Origin of the sequence: Pseudomonas sp. NMI542_15 (assembly GCF_021283425.1) — a bacterium.
Lineage (GTDB): Bacteria > Pseudomonadota > Gammaproteobacteria > Pseudomonadales > Pseudomonadaceae > Aquipseudomonas > Aquipseudomonas fortuita.
In genome coordinates, this window is sequence record NZ_JAJSRO010000013.1 from 75716 (window position 1) to 90637 (window position 14922).

Sequence of the window (14922 nt, forward strand, 5' to 3'; positions counted from 1 at the left end):
ATCCTGTGAAGTACCTGTGGGAGCCGGCTTGCCGGCGATAAGGCCGGGCCTGGTGAACCTAAGCATCGAACTTTTCGATCTTAACCCGCGGTATTCAGCCCGCCCACAGCCTGCAACCGGCTGATACAATCGGCCCACGAGAAATTTCCAACTTATTCCAGGAGCACAACGTGCCCGTCGTCTTTGTTGCCGCCTCTAAACTCCCGACGCCATTCGCGACCTTCACCATGCACGGCTTCCTCGACGAAGCCACTGGCCGCGAGCACGTAGTGCTCAGCCTGGGTGACATTGCGGATGGCCAGCCGGTGCTGGGGCGCCTGCACTCCGAGTGCCTGACCGGCGACGCCCTGTTCAGCCAGCGCTGTGACTGCGGTTCGCAGCTGGAAGCCGCGCTGCAGGCGATCGCCCGTGAAGGCCGTGGGGTACTGCTGTACCTGCGTCAGGAAGGCCGTGGCATCGGCCTGTTGAACAAGATTCGCGCCTACGAGCTGCAGGATGGTGGCGCCGATACCGTCGAAGCCAATGAACGCCTGGGCTTTGCCGCCGACCAGCGCGACTACGCTATCTGCTTGCCGATGCTGGAGCACTTGGGCGTGAAAGCCCTGCGCCTGATGACCAATAACCCGCGCAAGGTCAAAGCCCTGACCGACATGAATATCGTGGTTGCCGAACGTGTGCCGCTGCACACCGGCCACAACCCGCACAACCGTTACTACTTGGCGACCAAGGCCGGTAAACTCGGCCACATGCTGGGCAATGAACACCAGGGCGAGGTGCCCCAGGCGTGACCCGCGCCGAGGTCAAGCGGCGCCTGGCACTGGCCTGGTGGCAGTACCTGGCTGTGGGCCTGGTGCCGCTGCCGGTCATGGCCTGGGCCTTTGGTGGTGGTGACGCGCTGATCCCGGTGCTGGCCATGCCACTGTTCATCGCCGGCGCGGCGACCATGTTCCTCAGCCTGCCGCGCTTCGGCGCTTACAAGCGCGCACTGATCGCCACCTCCAAGGTGCTCGGCACGGGCGAAGAGCCCGCTGCCTGGATCGAACTGGCGCGGGTGCGGCGCATGGCCATGCTGTACGCCTGCTTGCCGGCCTGGGTCGCCGCACTGTCTGTACTGGTCGGCCTGGAGGCGGTGCCGCAGATCCTGCTGGCGTTGTCCACCGTGGTGGTGCTGTATCTCTATCGCATTCCGCGCCAACTGGGCTGATGCGCTTTCTCCCTGGCCTGCTGGCGCTGTTCGCCTGTACCGCGCTGGCCGCTGACCCCTTGCGGGTGGTCAGCCTGGCGCCTTCGATGACTGAAATCATGCTTGAACTGCAGGCCGACGACCTGCTGGTCGGCGTGCTCGACGGTGGCGAACGGCCGGCAGCCCTGCGCGACCTGCCCTCGGTAGGGCGCCAAGGTCAACTGGACATGGAGCGCCTGCTCAGCCTGCGCCCTGACTTGCTGCTGCTCTGGCCGGGCAGCGTGCCACCTGCCCAGCGCGACCAGCTCAAGCGCCTGGGCATTGCCACCTTCAGTGCAGAGCCCCGTGACATCGACCAGTTGATCGCGCAGATCGAAGCCATCGCCGAGCGTATCGGCCGTGCCGGGCAAGGCCATCAATATGCCCAGGCCCTGCGGGAACGGCTGCGGCAGCTGCGCCAGCAGTACCGGCGTGACGAGCCCTTGCAGGTGTTCTACCAGGTGTGGGACCAGCCGTTGTACACCCTGGGTGGCCGACAGGTGGTGAGCGATGCCCTGGCCGTGTGCGGGGCGCGCAATGTGTTCGCCGACCTCAGCCAACCAGCGCCGCAGGTGAATGTGGAGTCTGTGCTGCTGCGAAATCCACAGGTCATCCTGGCGGGTGATCAAGCGCAACTGGCAAGCTGGAAGGCCTGGCCGCAACTGCGTGCGGTTGCCGATGGCGGTTTGCTGGTGATACCCGACAAAGGCATTGAGCGGCCCAGTGGGCAGATGATCGAAGCCACCGCCCGTTTGTGCGCAGTGCTCGCGGCTAAAGCGCCGGCGTCCAGGTAACGCTGAACAGCAGCGTACGGCCTTCTTCACGGTAGGGGTGATAGGCCCCCTCATAACTGTACAGGGCGCGGCTGTATGAGCGGTCCAGCAGGTTATCCAGCTTCGCTTCCAGTTTCAGTTCATCAGTGGCGGCCCAGCTACCGCGCAGACCGAGCACACCATAGCCGCCGATGCGGTTGCGGTTGGCCTCATCGTCGTAGCTGCCGCTGACCGCTTGCCAGCTTGCCCCCGCGGTGAAACGCCCGAGCTCACGGTCCAGATCCAGGCTTAACGTGCGGCGTGCACGGCGGGCGAGAGTGTGGCCGCTGTCACGGTCACGCGGGTCGATCAGTGCCAGGCCCAGCTGGCTGTGCCAGGCGCCCCACTGTTGCGCCAATGCCATTTCGAAACCGTTGATCTGTGCCGAGGCCACGTTGCGGGGTACCGAGTCCTGGCCAAACACGATCGCATCGCGCAGATCGGTGCGGTATAGCGAGGCTTCCAGGCGGCTGTGCGTCGTCAGTTGGCTGCGCCATTGCAGCTCGTAGCTTCTGGAGTGCTCGGGGTCCAGGTCCGGGTTGCTGAACTGGGGGTAATAGAGGTCGTTGAAGGTTGGCGCCCTAAAGCCCTCGCTGTAGGACAGCAGCACATCATTCTGTGCGTTCAACGGTACGCTCAGGCTGCCGCTCCAGGTGGTCTGGCCGCCGAACTGCTGGTTACGGTCATGGCGCACGCCCACCTCGGTTGAGAACTGCTCACCCTGGTAGCGGTGCTGGACGAAGACGGCGCGGTTCCAGCGGCTGTCCTCGGTAAAGTCGGTGCTGGCGTGCACGCGGTCTTCGTACCAGTCGCCACCCAGCAACACGCTGTGTCGCTCGCCCAGGGCCAGGTCGTTCTGCCAGGTGACCTGATCACGGTAGGTATTGAACACGAAGCGTTCGGCGCTGAGCTTGTCGCGCTTGTCGTCGCGGTTCTCGCTGTGGGCCAGTTCCAGCCGCGAATGCCAGGTATCGGCGAGTTGGGCATCGAAGTAGCTGCCCAGGCTGCTGACGCTGAAATCGGTGTACGGCTGTTGGCCGTAGCTTTCGAAGGTGACCGGGTCGAAGCCGCCGAACGGGTTGTCGTATTCGCTGCGGCCACGGCTGTCGAGCAGGTTCAGGCCGGCCTCGAAGCGTTCGCCAAAGGTGTGGCTCAGGCTCAGGTTGAATGCCTTGTTGCGGTAGGCGTCGTGGTCGCCATCGCTGGCGAAGGACGGCCCGGTCGAGTCGATGCCGGCCGTTTCATCCAGGCTGGCGCCAAGGTTGTAGCGGGTCGCGTCGCTGCCGCCAGAAAGCCCCAGGCTGCGCTGGAATGTCTGGTTGCTGCCGGCGGCCATGCGCAGGCGCGGCTGCAGGCCGGGGCCATTGCTGCGACGGGTGAAGATCTGGATTACCCCGCCAATGGCGTCGCTGCCGTACACCGCCGAGCGCGAGCCGCGCAGCACTTCCACCCGCTCGATCTGGTCGACGTTCAGAAACTGCAGGCCGCTGTCGCCAGAGGTAGCGTTGGCAATGCGCACCCCATCGACCAGCACCAGGCTTTGTGCCGCCTTGGTGCCGCGGATGAAGATGCCAGGCAGGCTGCCCCGGCCACCGGTTGGCGCCACTTGCACGCCGGGCACGCGGCTGAGCAGGTCGGTGACGCTGGCGGGTTGCAGGCGATCGATGTCAGTACGGGTGAAGACGGTGTTGGCAGCGCTGGTGGCGGTGCGCGACTCGACCTGGCGGCTGGCGCTGATCAGCACGTCGGGGAGCTTGAGGGCGTCGTCGCGCTCGGCGGCTAGCAGGAGTGTGGGGGCACAGAGTAGTGCGGCACAGGCGGATGGTTTCATGGGCAGCCCCAAAGTATTCGCGGGACAAGCCCGCTGCCACAGGATTGTCAATGTTCTCGAAAAGCGTGATGGACCTGTGGGAGCGGGCTTGCCCCGCGAATGGGCCGCAAAGCGGCCCCAGGGATTACAGGCCGAGCCTGGCCATGCGGGCTTTTACCGAAGCTTCGATCCCGGCCGCATCCAGCCCGCACTCAGCCAGCATCTGCGCAGGCTTGGCATGCTCGACGTAGATGTCGGGCAAGCCCAGGTGCAGCAGCGGCTTGAGCACTGCCTGGCTGGCAAGGAACTCGCCCACCGCTGCACCCGCGCCACCCATGATGGCGTTCTCTTCAATGGTTACCAGCAGCCCGTGGCTGCCAGCCAGTTCAAGCACCAAGGCTTCGTCCAGCGGCTTGACGAAGCGCATGTCGACCACCGTGGCGTTGATCTGCTCGGCCACCTGCATGGCCTCGGTCAGCTGCACGCCGAACACCAGCAGGGCGACTTTCTCGCCTTGGCGGCGAACCACGCCTTTGCCGATTTCCAGTGGGTCCAGATCGCCACTGATCGGCGCATTCGGGCCGGTACCGCGCGGATAGCGCACGGCTGCCGGGCCGTTGTACAGGTGTCCGGTGCTGAGCATCTTGCGCAGCTCGTTCTCGTCGCTCGGGGTCATCACCAGCATGCCCGGGATGCAGCGCAGGTAAGACAGGTCGTAGCTGCCTGCGTGGGTCGGGCCGTCTTCGCCAACCAGGCCGGCGCGGTCGATGGCGAACAGCACGTCGAGGTTCTGCACCGCTACATCGTGGATCAGCTGGTCGTAGGCACGCTGCAGGAAGGTGGAGTAGATCGCCACCACCGGCTTGCTCCCTTCGCAGGCCATGCCGGCTGCCAAGGTCACGGCATGTTGCTCGGCGATCGCCACGTCGAAGTAGCGCTCCGGGTAACGCTCGCTGAAGTCGACCAGGTCCGAGCCTTCCTTCATCGCCGGGGTAATACCCACAAGGCGGTTGTCGGCAGCGGCCATGTCGCACAGCCACTGGCCGAACACGGCGGAGTATTTCGGGCCGCTGACGGTCTTCGGCGCGGCAGGCTTGTCGGCCGGCTCCAGCTTGGTGATGGCGTGGTAGCCGATCGGATCGACCTCGGCCGGGGCGAAGCCCTTGCCCTTTTTGGTCACCACATGCAGGAACTGCGGGCCCTTCAGGTCACGCATGTTGCGCAGGGTGGCGATCATGGTCGGCAGGTCATGGCCGTCGATCGGGCCGATGTAGTTCCAGCCCAGCTCTTCGAACAGCGTACCCGGCACCAGCATGCCTTTGGCGTATTCCTCGGTGCGGCGGGCGATTTCCCAGGCGCCCGGCAGGCGCGACAGCACTTTCTTGCTGCCTTCGCGCATGCTCGCGTAGGTGCGGCTGGAGAGAATCTTGGCCAGGTAGTTGGACAGGCCGCCGACATTGCGCGAAATCGACATGTCGTTGTCGTTGAGGATCACCAGCATGTCGGCGTTGACTTCCTGGGCGTGGTTCAACGCCTCGAAGGCCATGCCGGCAGTCAGCGCACCGTCGCCGATCACCGCGATCGACTTGCGTGCGCTGTTCTGCAGACGGGCGGCAATGGCCATGCCCAATGCGGCGCTGATCGAGGTGCTGGAGTGGCCGACGCCAAAGGTGTCGTACTCGCTTTCGCTGCGGCGCGGGAAGGCGGCGATGCCGTCCTTCTGGCGCAGGCTGAGCATGCGGTTACGGCGCCCGGTGAGGATTTTGTGCGGGTAGGCCTGGTGGCCCACGTCCCACACCAGCCGGTCGTCCGGGGTGTCGAACACGTAGTGCAGGGCGATGGTCAGCTCGATCACGCCCAGACCGGCACCAAAATGCCCACCGGTCTGACCCACGGTGTAGAGCAGTTCCTGGCGCAGTTCGTCGGCCAGGGTCTCCAGGTCGGCTTCGGCCAACCGGCGCAGGCCGACAGGCGTGTCAGCGCGGTCGAGCAACGGCGTGACCGGGCGTTCGCGGGGGATCTCTTGAAACGTCGTGGGCATCAGGCGAGTCGTTATAGGTGTGTGAAGACGCGGCAGTTTACCCCATTGTAGGAAATACTGCCCATTCAGACGGGTGTCGCACGGGGCTGCTGTGCAGCCCATCGCCGGCAAGCCAGCTCCCACAGGAGCTTCACATATCACAGGCCGCTGAGGTACCTGTGGGAGCTGGCTTGCCGGCGATGGGGCGCGCAGCGGCCCCAATCAATCAGTTACGGCGTTCGACGATGTAGCGGGCCAAGGCCCGCAGCGGCTCGGCCGTTTCCCCGAACCCTTGTAGTGCGACCAGCGCCTGGTCGCGCAGTTCGGTTGCGTAGGCCTTGGCCGCTTCCAGGCCCAGCAGGGCCGGGTAGGTCGGTTTGTCACGTGCTATGTCGGCACCCTGGCGTTTGCCCAGGGTGGCGGTGTCGCTTTCCACATCGAGGATGTCGTCCTGCACCTGGAATGCCAGGCCAATGGCCTGTGCATACACCTGCAAGGCATCCAGCTGCGCCTGTTCGGCACGGGCACTGGCCAGGGCGCCGAGGCGTACGCTGGCCTCGATCAGTGCGCCGGTCTTGTGCCGGTGCATGAACTCCAGTGCCTGCTGGTCCAGCTTCAGGCCTACCGAACCGAGGTCGATGGCCTGGCCGCCGACCATGCCTGCCGGGCCGGCGGCCTTGGCCAGGGCCTGGACCATGGTCAGGCGTACGCTGTCGGCCTGCGGGCTGAGGCCCGGGTCGAGCAGGGCACTGAACGCCAGGCTCTGCAAACCGTCGCCCGCCAGGATGGCGCAGGCTTCGTCGAACGCTTTGTGGGTAGTGGGTTGGCCGCGACGCAGGTCGTCATCGTCCATGGCTGGCAGGTCGTCATGCACCAGCGAGTAGGCGTGGATCAGTTCGACCGCGCAGGCCGCGCCGTTGGCCTGTTCGGCCGGGGCGCCCAAGGCTTCGCAGGCCGCGTAGGCCAGCAGCGGGCGTACGCGCTTGCCGCCGTTCATCACGCTGTAGCGCATGGCGGCGTAAAGGCGTTCCAGCTCTTTGGACGGGGCAACGAACAGCCGTTCGAGGGCCGCGTCGACCCGCGCCTGGCAGCTGGCCTGGTAGGTGCCGATCATGCTTCCGGCTCCGCGTCGAAGGGCTGCGCGGCCAGTTCGCCGTCGCGTTCCAGCAGGATCTGCACCTTCTGTTCGGCCTGGGCCAGTGCACCCTGGCAATCACGGGTCAGGGCGATGCCTTGCTCGAAGGCGGCCAGCGACTCTTCCAGCGACAACTCGCCGTTCTCCAGGCGCTCGACCAGTGCTTGCAGGTCTGCGAGGGATTGCTCGAAATCGAGGGAGGCTTTTTTGCGGGCCATGGCGACTTTCTCGGTGGCATTCAGAACGGCGCGACACTAGCAGAGCGGGGCGGGGGGAGCAAACTTCCCGGGCAATGCGGTTGGATTTGCCGGCCTCTTCGCGGGTAAACCTCCACAGGTATTACACCGGTTCTGAACCCGGCGCGGACCCTGTGGGAGCGGGCAAACCCGCGAATAGCCTCAAGGCGGCCTATCAGGCCGGCTCTGCTTCCCGTTCCAGCATCGCCTCGCGGTACCGCGCCAGCTCCTCGATGGTCAGCACCGGCAAGTTGTACTGCCGCGCATAAACCGCCACCTGCTCGCCACGCGCCATGCTGCCATCGGGGTTCATCAGCTCGCACAGCACCGCCGCCGGGCGCAGGCCGGCCAGGCGCGCCAGGTCCACCGAGCCTTCGGTGTGCCCACGGCGGGTCAGCACCCCGCCATTGCGGGCGCGCAGCGGGAACACATGCCCCGGGCTGACGATATGGCGCTGTTCGGCGCTGGAGCGCAGTGCCGCGCCAATGGTGGTGATGCGGTCCTGGGCAGAAACCCCGGTGGTGATGCCTTCTGCCGCCTCGATGGTAACGGTGAAGCCGGTGCCGTGGCGGGCCTGGTTGTTCTGCACCATTGGCGCCAGTTGCAGTGCGTCGACGGTGGCTTCGTCCAGGCACAGGCAGACGATGCCGCTGCAGTCGCGAATCATCATGGCCATGGTCTGCAGCGTAATGTTTTCGGCAGCGGCAATGATGTCCGCTTCGTCCTCGCGGTCGTCATCGTCGAGCAACAATACAGGGCGCCCGGCCTGGAAGGCGGCGATGGCGGCGGAAACATTGGGGAACTTCGAGTGGTGCTGGGTGGACATGAAACGCTCCTCGTGAGTGATCGATGAACGTCTCGGGGCGAACAAAATGCGCGCGCAGGGGCGCCCGGATGGCCCCTGCCTGACGCCTTCTTTCATCCGGACTATGACCGTCGGCTCTGGAGTTGCACCAGATCTGCTGACCCCCGGCATGGCCGGGGCGCTCGCGGGCTCATCTTTCGATTTACCGCCGGTGGGGACTTGCACCCCGCCCTGAAGACCCGCCAAGCATACAGCACTGTGACGCCTGGCTGGCAACCCGGTGCACCTCGACTTTTGGCGCATGCATGTAGCCATTTACCACATCGTGCCAGTTTCCAGCCCATAGAGTGCAGGCTCTGTCTTACCTCACCCAGGAGCACCCATGACCACACTCTACCCCTACACTGCCGCCGATCTTGACAAGGTATTTGCTTCGCTTGAGCCGCTCTGGTTCGATAAAAAACGCTACGCCTCGGGCCTGGACAGCAACCCCAACCCCAGCATCTTGATCGTGGCCGGGGCCCAAGGCTCCGGCAAGACTTACCTGCTGGACAACCACTTGCTGCCAAGCGGGCGCTATGATGACTTTGTGCGACTGTACTTGCCCTCGTTTCGCGAACTGCATCCGCATTACGCGGCCATGCAGGAAAAGGGCGTGCTGCATGTCTACGAACACACCGAGCCATTCATCTGGGCCTTGTGTGAAAAGGTTTTCAACCATGCCTTTGATAATCGATACAACATCATCATGGAATGCGCGCTCGATGATCTTCGTTTCGCCGATTTCCCCGCGCAAGCCGTAAAGGCTGGTTATCGATTCGAAGTGCACCTGATTGCGTGCCAAAAGGAGTTCAGCCATTGGGCGACCCTCGACCGGGGCATCAAAAGCATCGGCGCAAACGAGCCCGAACGGTTCATGCCACTGTCGGTGATTGAGGGTTCGCAAGCCAATGCCCGGGCTATCCTGGACGCCTTCGAAAATGCCTGCATAAAAGTGCAAGACTCTGAAATCACGTTGTATCAACGCGGAATCGAGACGGGGATGGACAGCCAGGTGCTATGCTCCAGCCGCTGCGAAGCCGTTGATAACCTGACGCCTCAGCCAGATTTCAAGGGGAAGCCGTTCTTTACCGCTGCGCAGTTGAACCCGTCATTCGAAATTCGCCGAACCCCTGCGGCCAACGCGCCATGTTCCTATCCGCAATATTCCCAGGTTGTGCATACCGGCATGCTTGAGGAGGACACGCGACAGCAGATGGTCCGCTTGTGTTGCAAGACGCTCGATCGGGCACAGACGGAAATGCCGCGCGTGCCCGCAGACGTGTTCCACCAGTTGAGTATGTATGTGCTCAAGTACATCTACCCTTGAGCGGGGCCTAATGCGTCATCTGCTCCAAGACCAGGCGCAGTGAGGCTGGCAGCATGGCGCCATGCCCCAGTCCATTGAACCGTTCAAAGTGCACCTCCATCCCTGGCACTTCGGCCAGGGATGCCGCCAGCTCCCGCGCCGGCCGTTCCACATCGCCTTTCATCGGCCCCCGAGGGCTCGACGGCTCTTCATCGCCGCGCATCAGCAGCAACTGTCGTCGCTTGTTACCCAATCGCTGCTGTAGCCCCTGCGCCTCGCGAACGATCGCGCCGTCATGCCACCACAATGAAGGGCTGGCCGCCGCGTAATCACTGAAGGCTTCAGGCCGAGTGAACAGCGCATGCAACACTGCCAGCCCCCCATATGAATGCCCCCATAGCGTCTGGCGCTGCAGGTTGATAGGTGCCACCTTGGCCACCATCGGCCGCATGTGGCGGGTCAACAGATCGAAAAACACATCCACGCCACCGCTGGGCTGGCCGGTCAGCGGATCGCGCTGTTCTGTCAGCCCAGCAATCGCCGGGGTGTAGTCGTAGGTGCGGCTGGCCCGCTCGATGCGCTGCTCGGATTGGTACCCCACCGCCACCAACAGCGGCGCCTGGCCCTTGGCGAGCTTATTCAGCAGGTCGCTGTCCAGGGCGCCCAGGGCGGCATTGCCGTCGAGCATCCACAGCACCGGGTAGCCTGCGGCAGGTGCCGGGCGGTTCGGCGTGCCGATCCACAAACGGTAATGACGCTGGCCATCGGCCGAGTCAAGGTCGAGCTGGCTGAAGCGGTAGGCCAGGTCTTGACGTTGCAGCAGCGAGGTGTCCATCTTCTGGTTTCGCTCGGGCTGCGCCAGGGCCACGGGGGTTGCAAGGGCCAGTGCCAAAGCCAGCGTCAGGATCATCTTGCTCATCAGGCTTCTCGTCAGGGCGTTGCGAGGACCGCAAGGCTGAAACGCCAAGATGATAATCAGTCCTGATTGAGCGTAAAGCGCATTAACTTTCTAAACAGTCCCGTGCCCTCGGCAACGTCATGTGAAGGCACAGGCCAGGGTGGCCATTGCGGGCCCACAAGCGGCCACCCTGCAGTTCGATGGCGCGGCGAGCGATGGCCAGGCCAAGGCCGAACCCGGCGCCGCTGTCGGCCAGGCGCTGGTAGGGCTTGAAGATACGCTCAAGGTCGGCGTCAGGTACGCCGGGGCCCTGGTCGCTCAGGCGCAAGTGCCAGCAATCACCCTCACGCCAGCCATCCAGGCATACCCGGCCTTGGGCTGGCGAGTGGCGAATGGCATTGCGCATCAGGTTTTCAAGGGCTTGAGCCAGGCTGTCCAGATGGGCGTGCACCACACACTCGGTACCGAGCGAACACGACAGGCGCGCACGGTCCCAGCCACTTTCGAAGCAGACGTCCTGGCACAGTGCTTCCCATACCGAAGCTATCAATACCGGCTCGGTTGGCAAGCTGGGTTGTTCGGTATCCATCCAGGCCAGGTCCAGCGTGTCCTCCAGCAGTTTCTGCATGTCGTTGACTTCGCGGTCCAGGCGCTCGCGCAACTGCGGCGGCGGCAAGTCGCTGTCGTGGGCGATGCGCAACCGCGCCAGGGGCGTGCGCAATTCGTGAGACAGTGTGCGCAACAGCAGGCGCTGTTGCTCAAGGCTCTGGCGCAGGCGCCCGGCCATATGCTCAAAGGCCTGTGCCAGTTCACCCAGCTCGTCGCGGCGTTCCAGCAGGGGCAAGGCGGGGTGGTCAAGGTCGTCGGCACGCAGGGCGTCGGCGCGGTCGCGCAGGCGGTTCAGCGGTACTACCAGATGCCGATACAACGCCAGCCCCAGCAGCAGGGCGAGCAGTGCTGGGGCAACGCCGTGGGTGATCGCATGGGTCCATGGCGTAAGGCCGGTGGGCAACATACGTTCGGGCAGTTGCAGCACCAAGCGGCCGTGCTCGGGGTGTTGCGGGAATTCAATGCTGACGTAGGGCAGTTCATCCTGCAGGCGCCGGCTCATTGGCCAGTCCAGCTTGCGCATGAAGGTCAGGTGGCTGGCTTCCTTGGCGCTCAGCGGCGTGGTGCCGAGGCTTTGCAGGTGCGGCCCGATCACCGCCACCCACGTATCCTCGGCCTGCTCCAGTTGCCTGCGCCAGGCCTCGGCGCCGATTGCGCCGCCTTGGTTCCAGGCGTCCTCAGCTTGTTGCGCATAGCGCGCCAGGTAATCCTGGTCGGCCCGGGACAGAAAATAGGTGCTGCGTTCCACGGACAGGCCCCAGGTCCAGATCAGCCAGGTCAGCAGCAGGCAGAAGCTGACCTGCAGTACGGCCAGTTTCCACAGCAACGGGTGGCGCCGCATCAGGGCTGTTCCGTGTCGACCAGGATGTACCCCTGCCCGCGCACGGCCTGGATCTGCAGGTGCTGGGCACTGATATCGGCCAGTTTGCGGCGCAGGTTGCACACATGTACATCCAGGCCCCGGTCCAGGCGGGTATAGGCCCGATGCAGCACGGTCTGGTACAGGAACGGTTTGCTCAAGGCTTCATTGGGGTGCGCCCGCAGCGTGACCAGCAAGCGGAATTCGGAAGCGGTGAGGCCAGCGGCGTTGCCGTTGTGGATAACGTCCTGGTGGTCGTGGTCCAGCAGCACTTCGCCGACATCGGTACGCAGCACCATGCCGCGATCGAATGCCACGCGCCGCAGCAAGGCATCCACCCGTGCGTCCAGCTCCGCCAGGCTGAAGGGCTTGGGCAGGTAGTCGTCGGCACCACGGGTAAAGCCACTGATGCGGTCCTGCTCGGCCCCCAGCGCCGACATCAGCATGACCGGCACCGCCTGTTGTCGGCGCAGCTCACCGAGCAGGCTGAGGCCATCGATACCCGGCAGCATGATGTCCAGCAACACCAGGTCGAACGAAGATTGCCGGATTGCGTCCAGGGCCTGCGTGCCTGTGGCGCAGGCGTGCACCCGAAAACCGCGTTTGAGGAAATGGCATTCCAGGTCCTGACGCAGGCTTGCGTCGTCTTCGGCGAGGAGAAGTGAGGTGGGCACGGCGAGCCTTGAATGAGAACCTGTATCAGTTACGAATCATCCCATTGCCAGCAGGAGAGGGCAACGCCTGGGTGTGTTAAGAAGGTTAATCCTGCTGCGCCCCCGTTTACCCTCCGGTATCGTTCGCAAAAAGCAAATTGTTTCGTTTGCGAATTAATATCATTTGGGCGAAGGGTGTGTCATGAACGGTTTCAAAAGTGTGGGGGGCTCGCCATGGGCTCGGGGCTGGCTTGTACTGGGTTTGCTGGCGCCGTTTTCGCTGTCGGCACTGGCGGAAACGGTAGCGACCCAGGCAGCAGCCGAGGATAGCTCGCTCGACCTGCCGGCACTCACCATTGAAGGCAACCGCCTTTATGACATGCTGCCCTCCGAAGCGACCGGTGGCTACAGCGTCGATGCAGCGACCGTGGGCACCAAGACGCCAGCAGCGCTGAAGGACATCCCCCAGTCGATCACCGTGTACACCCAGGACTACGTCAAAGACCGCCAGTTCGTGCACCTGGATGACCTGGCCAAGTACACCGCCGGCCTGCGTACCTTGACCAACGACAGTGGCCGGTCGTCGATATACGCCCGTGGCTACGAGTACAGCGAGTTCAACATTGACGGCCTGCCGGCACCAATGGCCAGCATCTTCGGTACCGTGCCATCGTTGGCGGCGTTCGACCGTGTCGAAATCATGCGCGGCCCGGCCGGGCTGTTCAGCAGCACCAGTGAACTAGGTGGCATCGTCAACATGGTGCGCAAGCGCCCGACCGCCGAATTCCAGGGCCACGTCGAAGGCAGCTATGGCACGTGGGACACCAACCACGAAGAAATCGACCTGAGTGGGCCGCTGGATGACGCTGGTCGCGTGCGCGGGCGTTTCATCGCGTCCCGTGACGACACCAATGGTGAGGTCGACTACAACGCCAACACCAGCAACAGCTACTACGGTGCGCTGGATGTCGACCTTGACGACGCCACCACGCTATCGTTTGGCCTGATGCACGAAGTGAAAAACATCACGCCGCACAATGGCTACCCAGCAACGTTGTCCGGCGAGGTGCCCGACTTCAGCCATTCCCGTTTCCTGGGGGCTGACTGGAACTACTTCGATGGCAAGACCACCGACCTGGTGGCCGAGCTGACCCACCGCTTCGACAACGGCGGCTATGGCCGTGTCGCGGCGCGCGGCTCGCACCGTGACACCCACTACCTTTATGCCTTCACCGCGACCAATGCCAACACTGGTGCCAACTCCGAGCGCGCCAGCGCCCGCGACTTCACCCAGGACACCTACTCGCTGGACGCCAGCTACAGCCAGCCGTTCGAAACCCTCGGCCAGGTCAGCGAGTTTGTGGTCGGCACCGACTACAAGAACTACGACACCGAGTACCTCAACGGCACCACCAACCTGGGCGCCATCAACGTCAACACCTACTCGCCCAAGCAGTTCGCCAAACCGTCGCCCAACTACAGCACCGAGACCGGCATGCAGGAAGAGGAATACGGCCTGTATTCCAAGGTTACCTTCCGCCCGATCGAGCGCCTGGCGCTGATTGCCGGTGGCCGCTTCAGCTGGTACCGCGGTGATTTCTACACCACTACCCTGAGCAGCGGTGCCAGCACCAACGACAGCAAGCGCGTGGACGGCCACTTCACCCCGTATGGCGGCCTGGTCTACGACCTGACCGAGAACCATGCGCTGTACGCCAGTTACTCGCAGGTGTTCAAGCCGCAATCAGACACCGACAGCAACGGCCGGGTGTTGAAGCCACGTGAAGGCGAGCAGTACGAGCTCGGCCTCAAGAGCAGCTATTTTGGCGGCGACCTGAATACCCGTTTCTCGGTATTCCGGCTGACTGACAAGAACCGCGCCACCACCGAATATGACGAGGATGGTGTAGACACCAATTTCTCGATTGCCTCCGGCAAGACCCGCGTCAAAGGCGCGGAAGTGGAAGTGAGCGGCAAGCTGACGCCAAACTGGGAGTTGCTGGCCGGCTACACCTGGATGGAAACCGAAACCCTCAAGGGTGATGCCGAAACCACGTTCTTCATCATGCCGCGCAACCAGGCTTCGCTGTGGAGCAAGTACACCATCAGCCAAGGCCCGCTAACCGGCCTGGCCATTGGCGGCGGTGTATCGGCAATGAGCAGTTTCTACGCCGAGAATGGTGGCGTGCGTATCGATGCACCCGGCTATGCCACGGTGGACGCGATGCTGTCGTACCCGGTTACCTCGAAGCTGACGGCCACTTTCAACGTCAACAACCTGTTTGACCGGGACTACCTGTCGCGGGTGGGATCGACGTCGACGTTCAACTTCTATGGGCCCTCGCGCAGCATGATGGTTGGGGCGCGATACGATTTCTGATCGGCGTGTTTCGCCACGTCTGCGGTCCCTGTTGGAGCGGCCTTGTGCCGCGATGGGGCCAGCAAATGATGAGAAATTGTTGCTACACCACGTGTGCAATTTGTGAAGGCGCACTAGAGTGAACCCCAAGCGGAG

13 protein-coding genes and 1 riboswitch are annotated in these 14922 nt (G+C 63.7%); of the genes, 5 read left to right on the forward strand and 8 right to left on the reverse strand.

The features are described 5' to 3' along the window. The first annotated feature begins 170 nt into the window (after window positions 1-170). Genes ribA through LU684_RS18885 form a run of 3 tightly spaced genes read left to right on the forward strand, consistent with a single transcriptional unit; the run spans window position 171 to window position 2016 of the window. Complete coding sequence (gene ribA / locus LU684_RS18875) at window positions 171-788, forward strand: GTP cyclohydrolase II (protein WP_016484701.1); 618 nt, start codon at window positions 171-173, stop codon at window positions 786-788. Next, window positions 785-1204, forward strand: coding sequence for a hypothetical protein (locus tag LU684_RS18880; RefSeq protein WP_016484702.1), 420 nt, complete (start codon window positions 785-787; stop codon window positions 1202-1204). The genes ribA and LU684_RS18880 overlap by 4 nt, the downstream gene beginning before the upstream one ends. Beyond that, on the forward strand, window positions 1204-2016 hold the full coding sequence (locus LU684_RS18885) for a cobalamin-binding protein (RefSeq protein WP_232894904.1): 813 nt from the start codon (window positions 1204-1206) through the stop codon (window positions 2014-2016). Before LU684_RS18880 ends, LU684_RS18885 begins: the two co-directional genes overlap by 1 nt. Here LU684_RS18885 and LU684_RS18890 read toward each other — a convergent pair. From LU684_RS18890 to ribB, 5 genes are all read right to left on the reverse strand, one after another. Beyond that, window positions 1994-3865 (reverse strand): TonB-dependent receptor domain-containing protein, encoded by a 1872-nt coding sequence (locus LU684_RS18890; protein ID WP_232894905.1) that lies wholly within the window; start codon window positions 3863-3865, stop codon window positions 1994-1996. The two genes, LU684_RS18885 and LU684_RS18890, sit on opposite strands and share 23 nt — an antisense overlap. Before the next feature lie 124 nt (window positions 3866-3989). Beyond that, complete coding sequence (gene dxs / locus LU684_RS18895) at window positions 3990-5885, reverse strand: 1-deoxy-D-xylulose-5-phosphate synthase (protein WP_016484705.1); 1896 nt, start codon at window positions 5883-5885, stop codon at window positions 3990-3992. Window positions 5886-6090: 205 nt separating this feature from the next. Further along, the gene (gene ispA, locus LU684_RS18900; protein ID WP_016484706.1) at window positions 6091-6978 is read right to left on the reverse strand and encodes a (2E,6E)-farnesyl diphosphate synthase; all 888 of its coding nucleotides are present in this window, start codon (window positions 6976-6978) and stop codon (window positions 6091-6093) included. Further along, window positions 6975-7217: an exodeoxyribonuclease VII small subunit gene (locus tag LU684_RS18905; protein ID WP_003255380.1), complete on the reverse strand. Its 243-nt coding sequence runs from the start codon at window positions 7215-7217 to the stop codon at window positions 6975-6977. The genes ispA and LU684_RS18905 overlap by 4 nt, the downstream gene beginning before the upstream one ends. Before the next feature lie 193 nt (window positions 7218-7410). Next, a complete protein-coding gene (gene ribB, locus LU684_RS18910; protein WP_016484707.1) occupies window positions 7411-8061 on the reverse strand; it encodes a 3,4-dihydroxy-2-butanone-4-phosphate synthase in 651 nt (216 codons plus the stop codon). Window positions 8062-8141: 80 nt separating this feature from the next. Further along, a riboswitch (FMN riboswitch) is annotated at window positions 8142-8283 on the reverse strand. 139 nt (window positions 8284-8422) lie between these two features. Here ribB and LU684_RS18915 point away from each other — a divergent pair. Further along, window positions 8423-9409 (forward strand): zeta toxin family protein, encoded by a 987-nt coding sequence (locus LU684_RS18915; RefSeq protein WP_197888312.1) that lies wholly within the window; start codon window positions 8423-8425, stop codon window positions 9407-9409. A gap of 7 nt (window positions 9410-9416) precedes the next feature. On the opposite strand, the gene LU684_RS18920 is transcribed toward LU684_RS18915, so the two are convergent. From LU684_RS18920 to LU684_RS18930, 3 genes are all read right to left on the reverse strand, one after another. Beyond that, window positions 9417-10307, reverse strand: a complete 891-nt coding sequence (locus tag LU684_RS18920) for an alpha/beta hydrolase (RefSeq protein ID WP_070086742.1) — start codon at window positions 10305-10307, stop codon at window positions 9417-9419. Window positions 10308-10389: 82 nt separating this feature from the next. After that, window positions 10390-11736, reverse strand: coding sequence for a HAMP domain-containing sensor histidine kinase (locus LU684_RS18925; RefSeq protein ID WP_095116987.1), 1347 nt, complete (start codon window positions 11734-11736; stop codon window positions 10390-10392). After that, window positions 11736-12428 carry a response regulator transcription factor gene (locus tag LU684_RS18930; RefSeq protein WP_232894906.1) on the reverse strand — a complete coding sequence of 231 codons (693 nt, stop codon included), beginning with the start codon at window positions 12426-12428 and terminating at the stop codon, window positions 11736-11738. The genes LU684_RS18925 and LU684_RS18930 overlap by 1 nt, the downstream gene beginning before the upstream one ends. A gap of 181 nt (window positions 12429-12609) precedes the next feature. Between LU684_RS18930 and LU684_RS18935 the strand changes: the two genes are divergently transcribed. Continuing rightward, window positions 12610-14787: a TonB-dependent siderophore receptor gene (locus LU684_RS18935; RefSeq protein WP_016484712.1), complete on the forward strand. Its 2178-nt coding sequence runs from the start codon at window positions 12610-12612 to the stop codon at window positions 14785-14787. Window positions 14788-14922 lie beyond the last annotated feature (135 nt).

Excerpts from the sequence above, each read along its gene's own strand:
- LU684_RS18885 (WP_232894904.1), top strand. The coding sequence starts at position 1,204 with ATGCGCTTTCTCCCTGGCCTGCTGGCGCTGTTCGCCTGTACCGCGCTG.
- LU684_RS18890 (WP_232894905.1), bottom strand. The coding sequence starts at position 3,865 with ATGAAACCATCCGCCTGTGCCGCACTACTCTGTGCCCCCACACTCCTG.
- dxs (WP_016484705.1), bottom strand. The coding sequence starts at position 5,885 with ATGCCCACGACGTTTCAAGAGATCCCCCGCGAACGCCCGGTCACGCCG.
- ispA (WP_016484706.1), bottom strand. The coding sequence starts at position 6,978 with ATGATCGGCACCTACCAGGCCAGCTGCCAGGCGCGGGTCGACGCGGCC.
- LU684_RS18905 (WP_003255380.1), bottom strand. The coding sequence starts at position 7,217 with ATGGCCCGCAAAAAAGCCTCCCTCGATTTCGAGCAATCCCTCGCAGAC.
- ribB (WP_016484707.1), bottom strand. The coding sequence starts at position 8,061 with ATGTCCACCCAGCACCACTCGAAGTTCCCCAATGTTTCCGCCGCCATC.
- LU684_RS18915 (WP_197888312.1), top strand. The coding sequence starts at position 8,423 with ATGACCACACTCTACCCCTACACTGCCGCCGATCTTGACAAGGTATTT.
- LU684_RS18920 (WP_070086742.1), bottom strand. The coding sequence starts at position 10,307 with ATGAGCAAGATGATCCTGACGCTGGCTTTGGCACTGGCCCTTGCAACC.
- LU684_RS18925 (WP_095116987.1), bottom strand. The coding sequence starts at position 11,736 with ATGCGGCGCCACCCGTTGCTGTGGAAACTGGCCGTACTGCAGGTCAGC.
- LU684_RS18935 (WP_016484712.1), top strand. The coding sequence starts at position 12,610 with ATGAACGGTTTCAAAAGTGTGGGGGGCTCGCCATGGGCTCGGGGCTGG.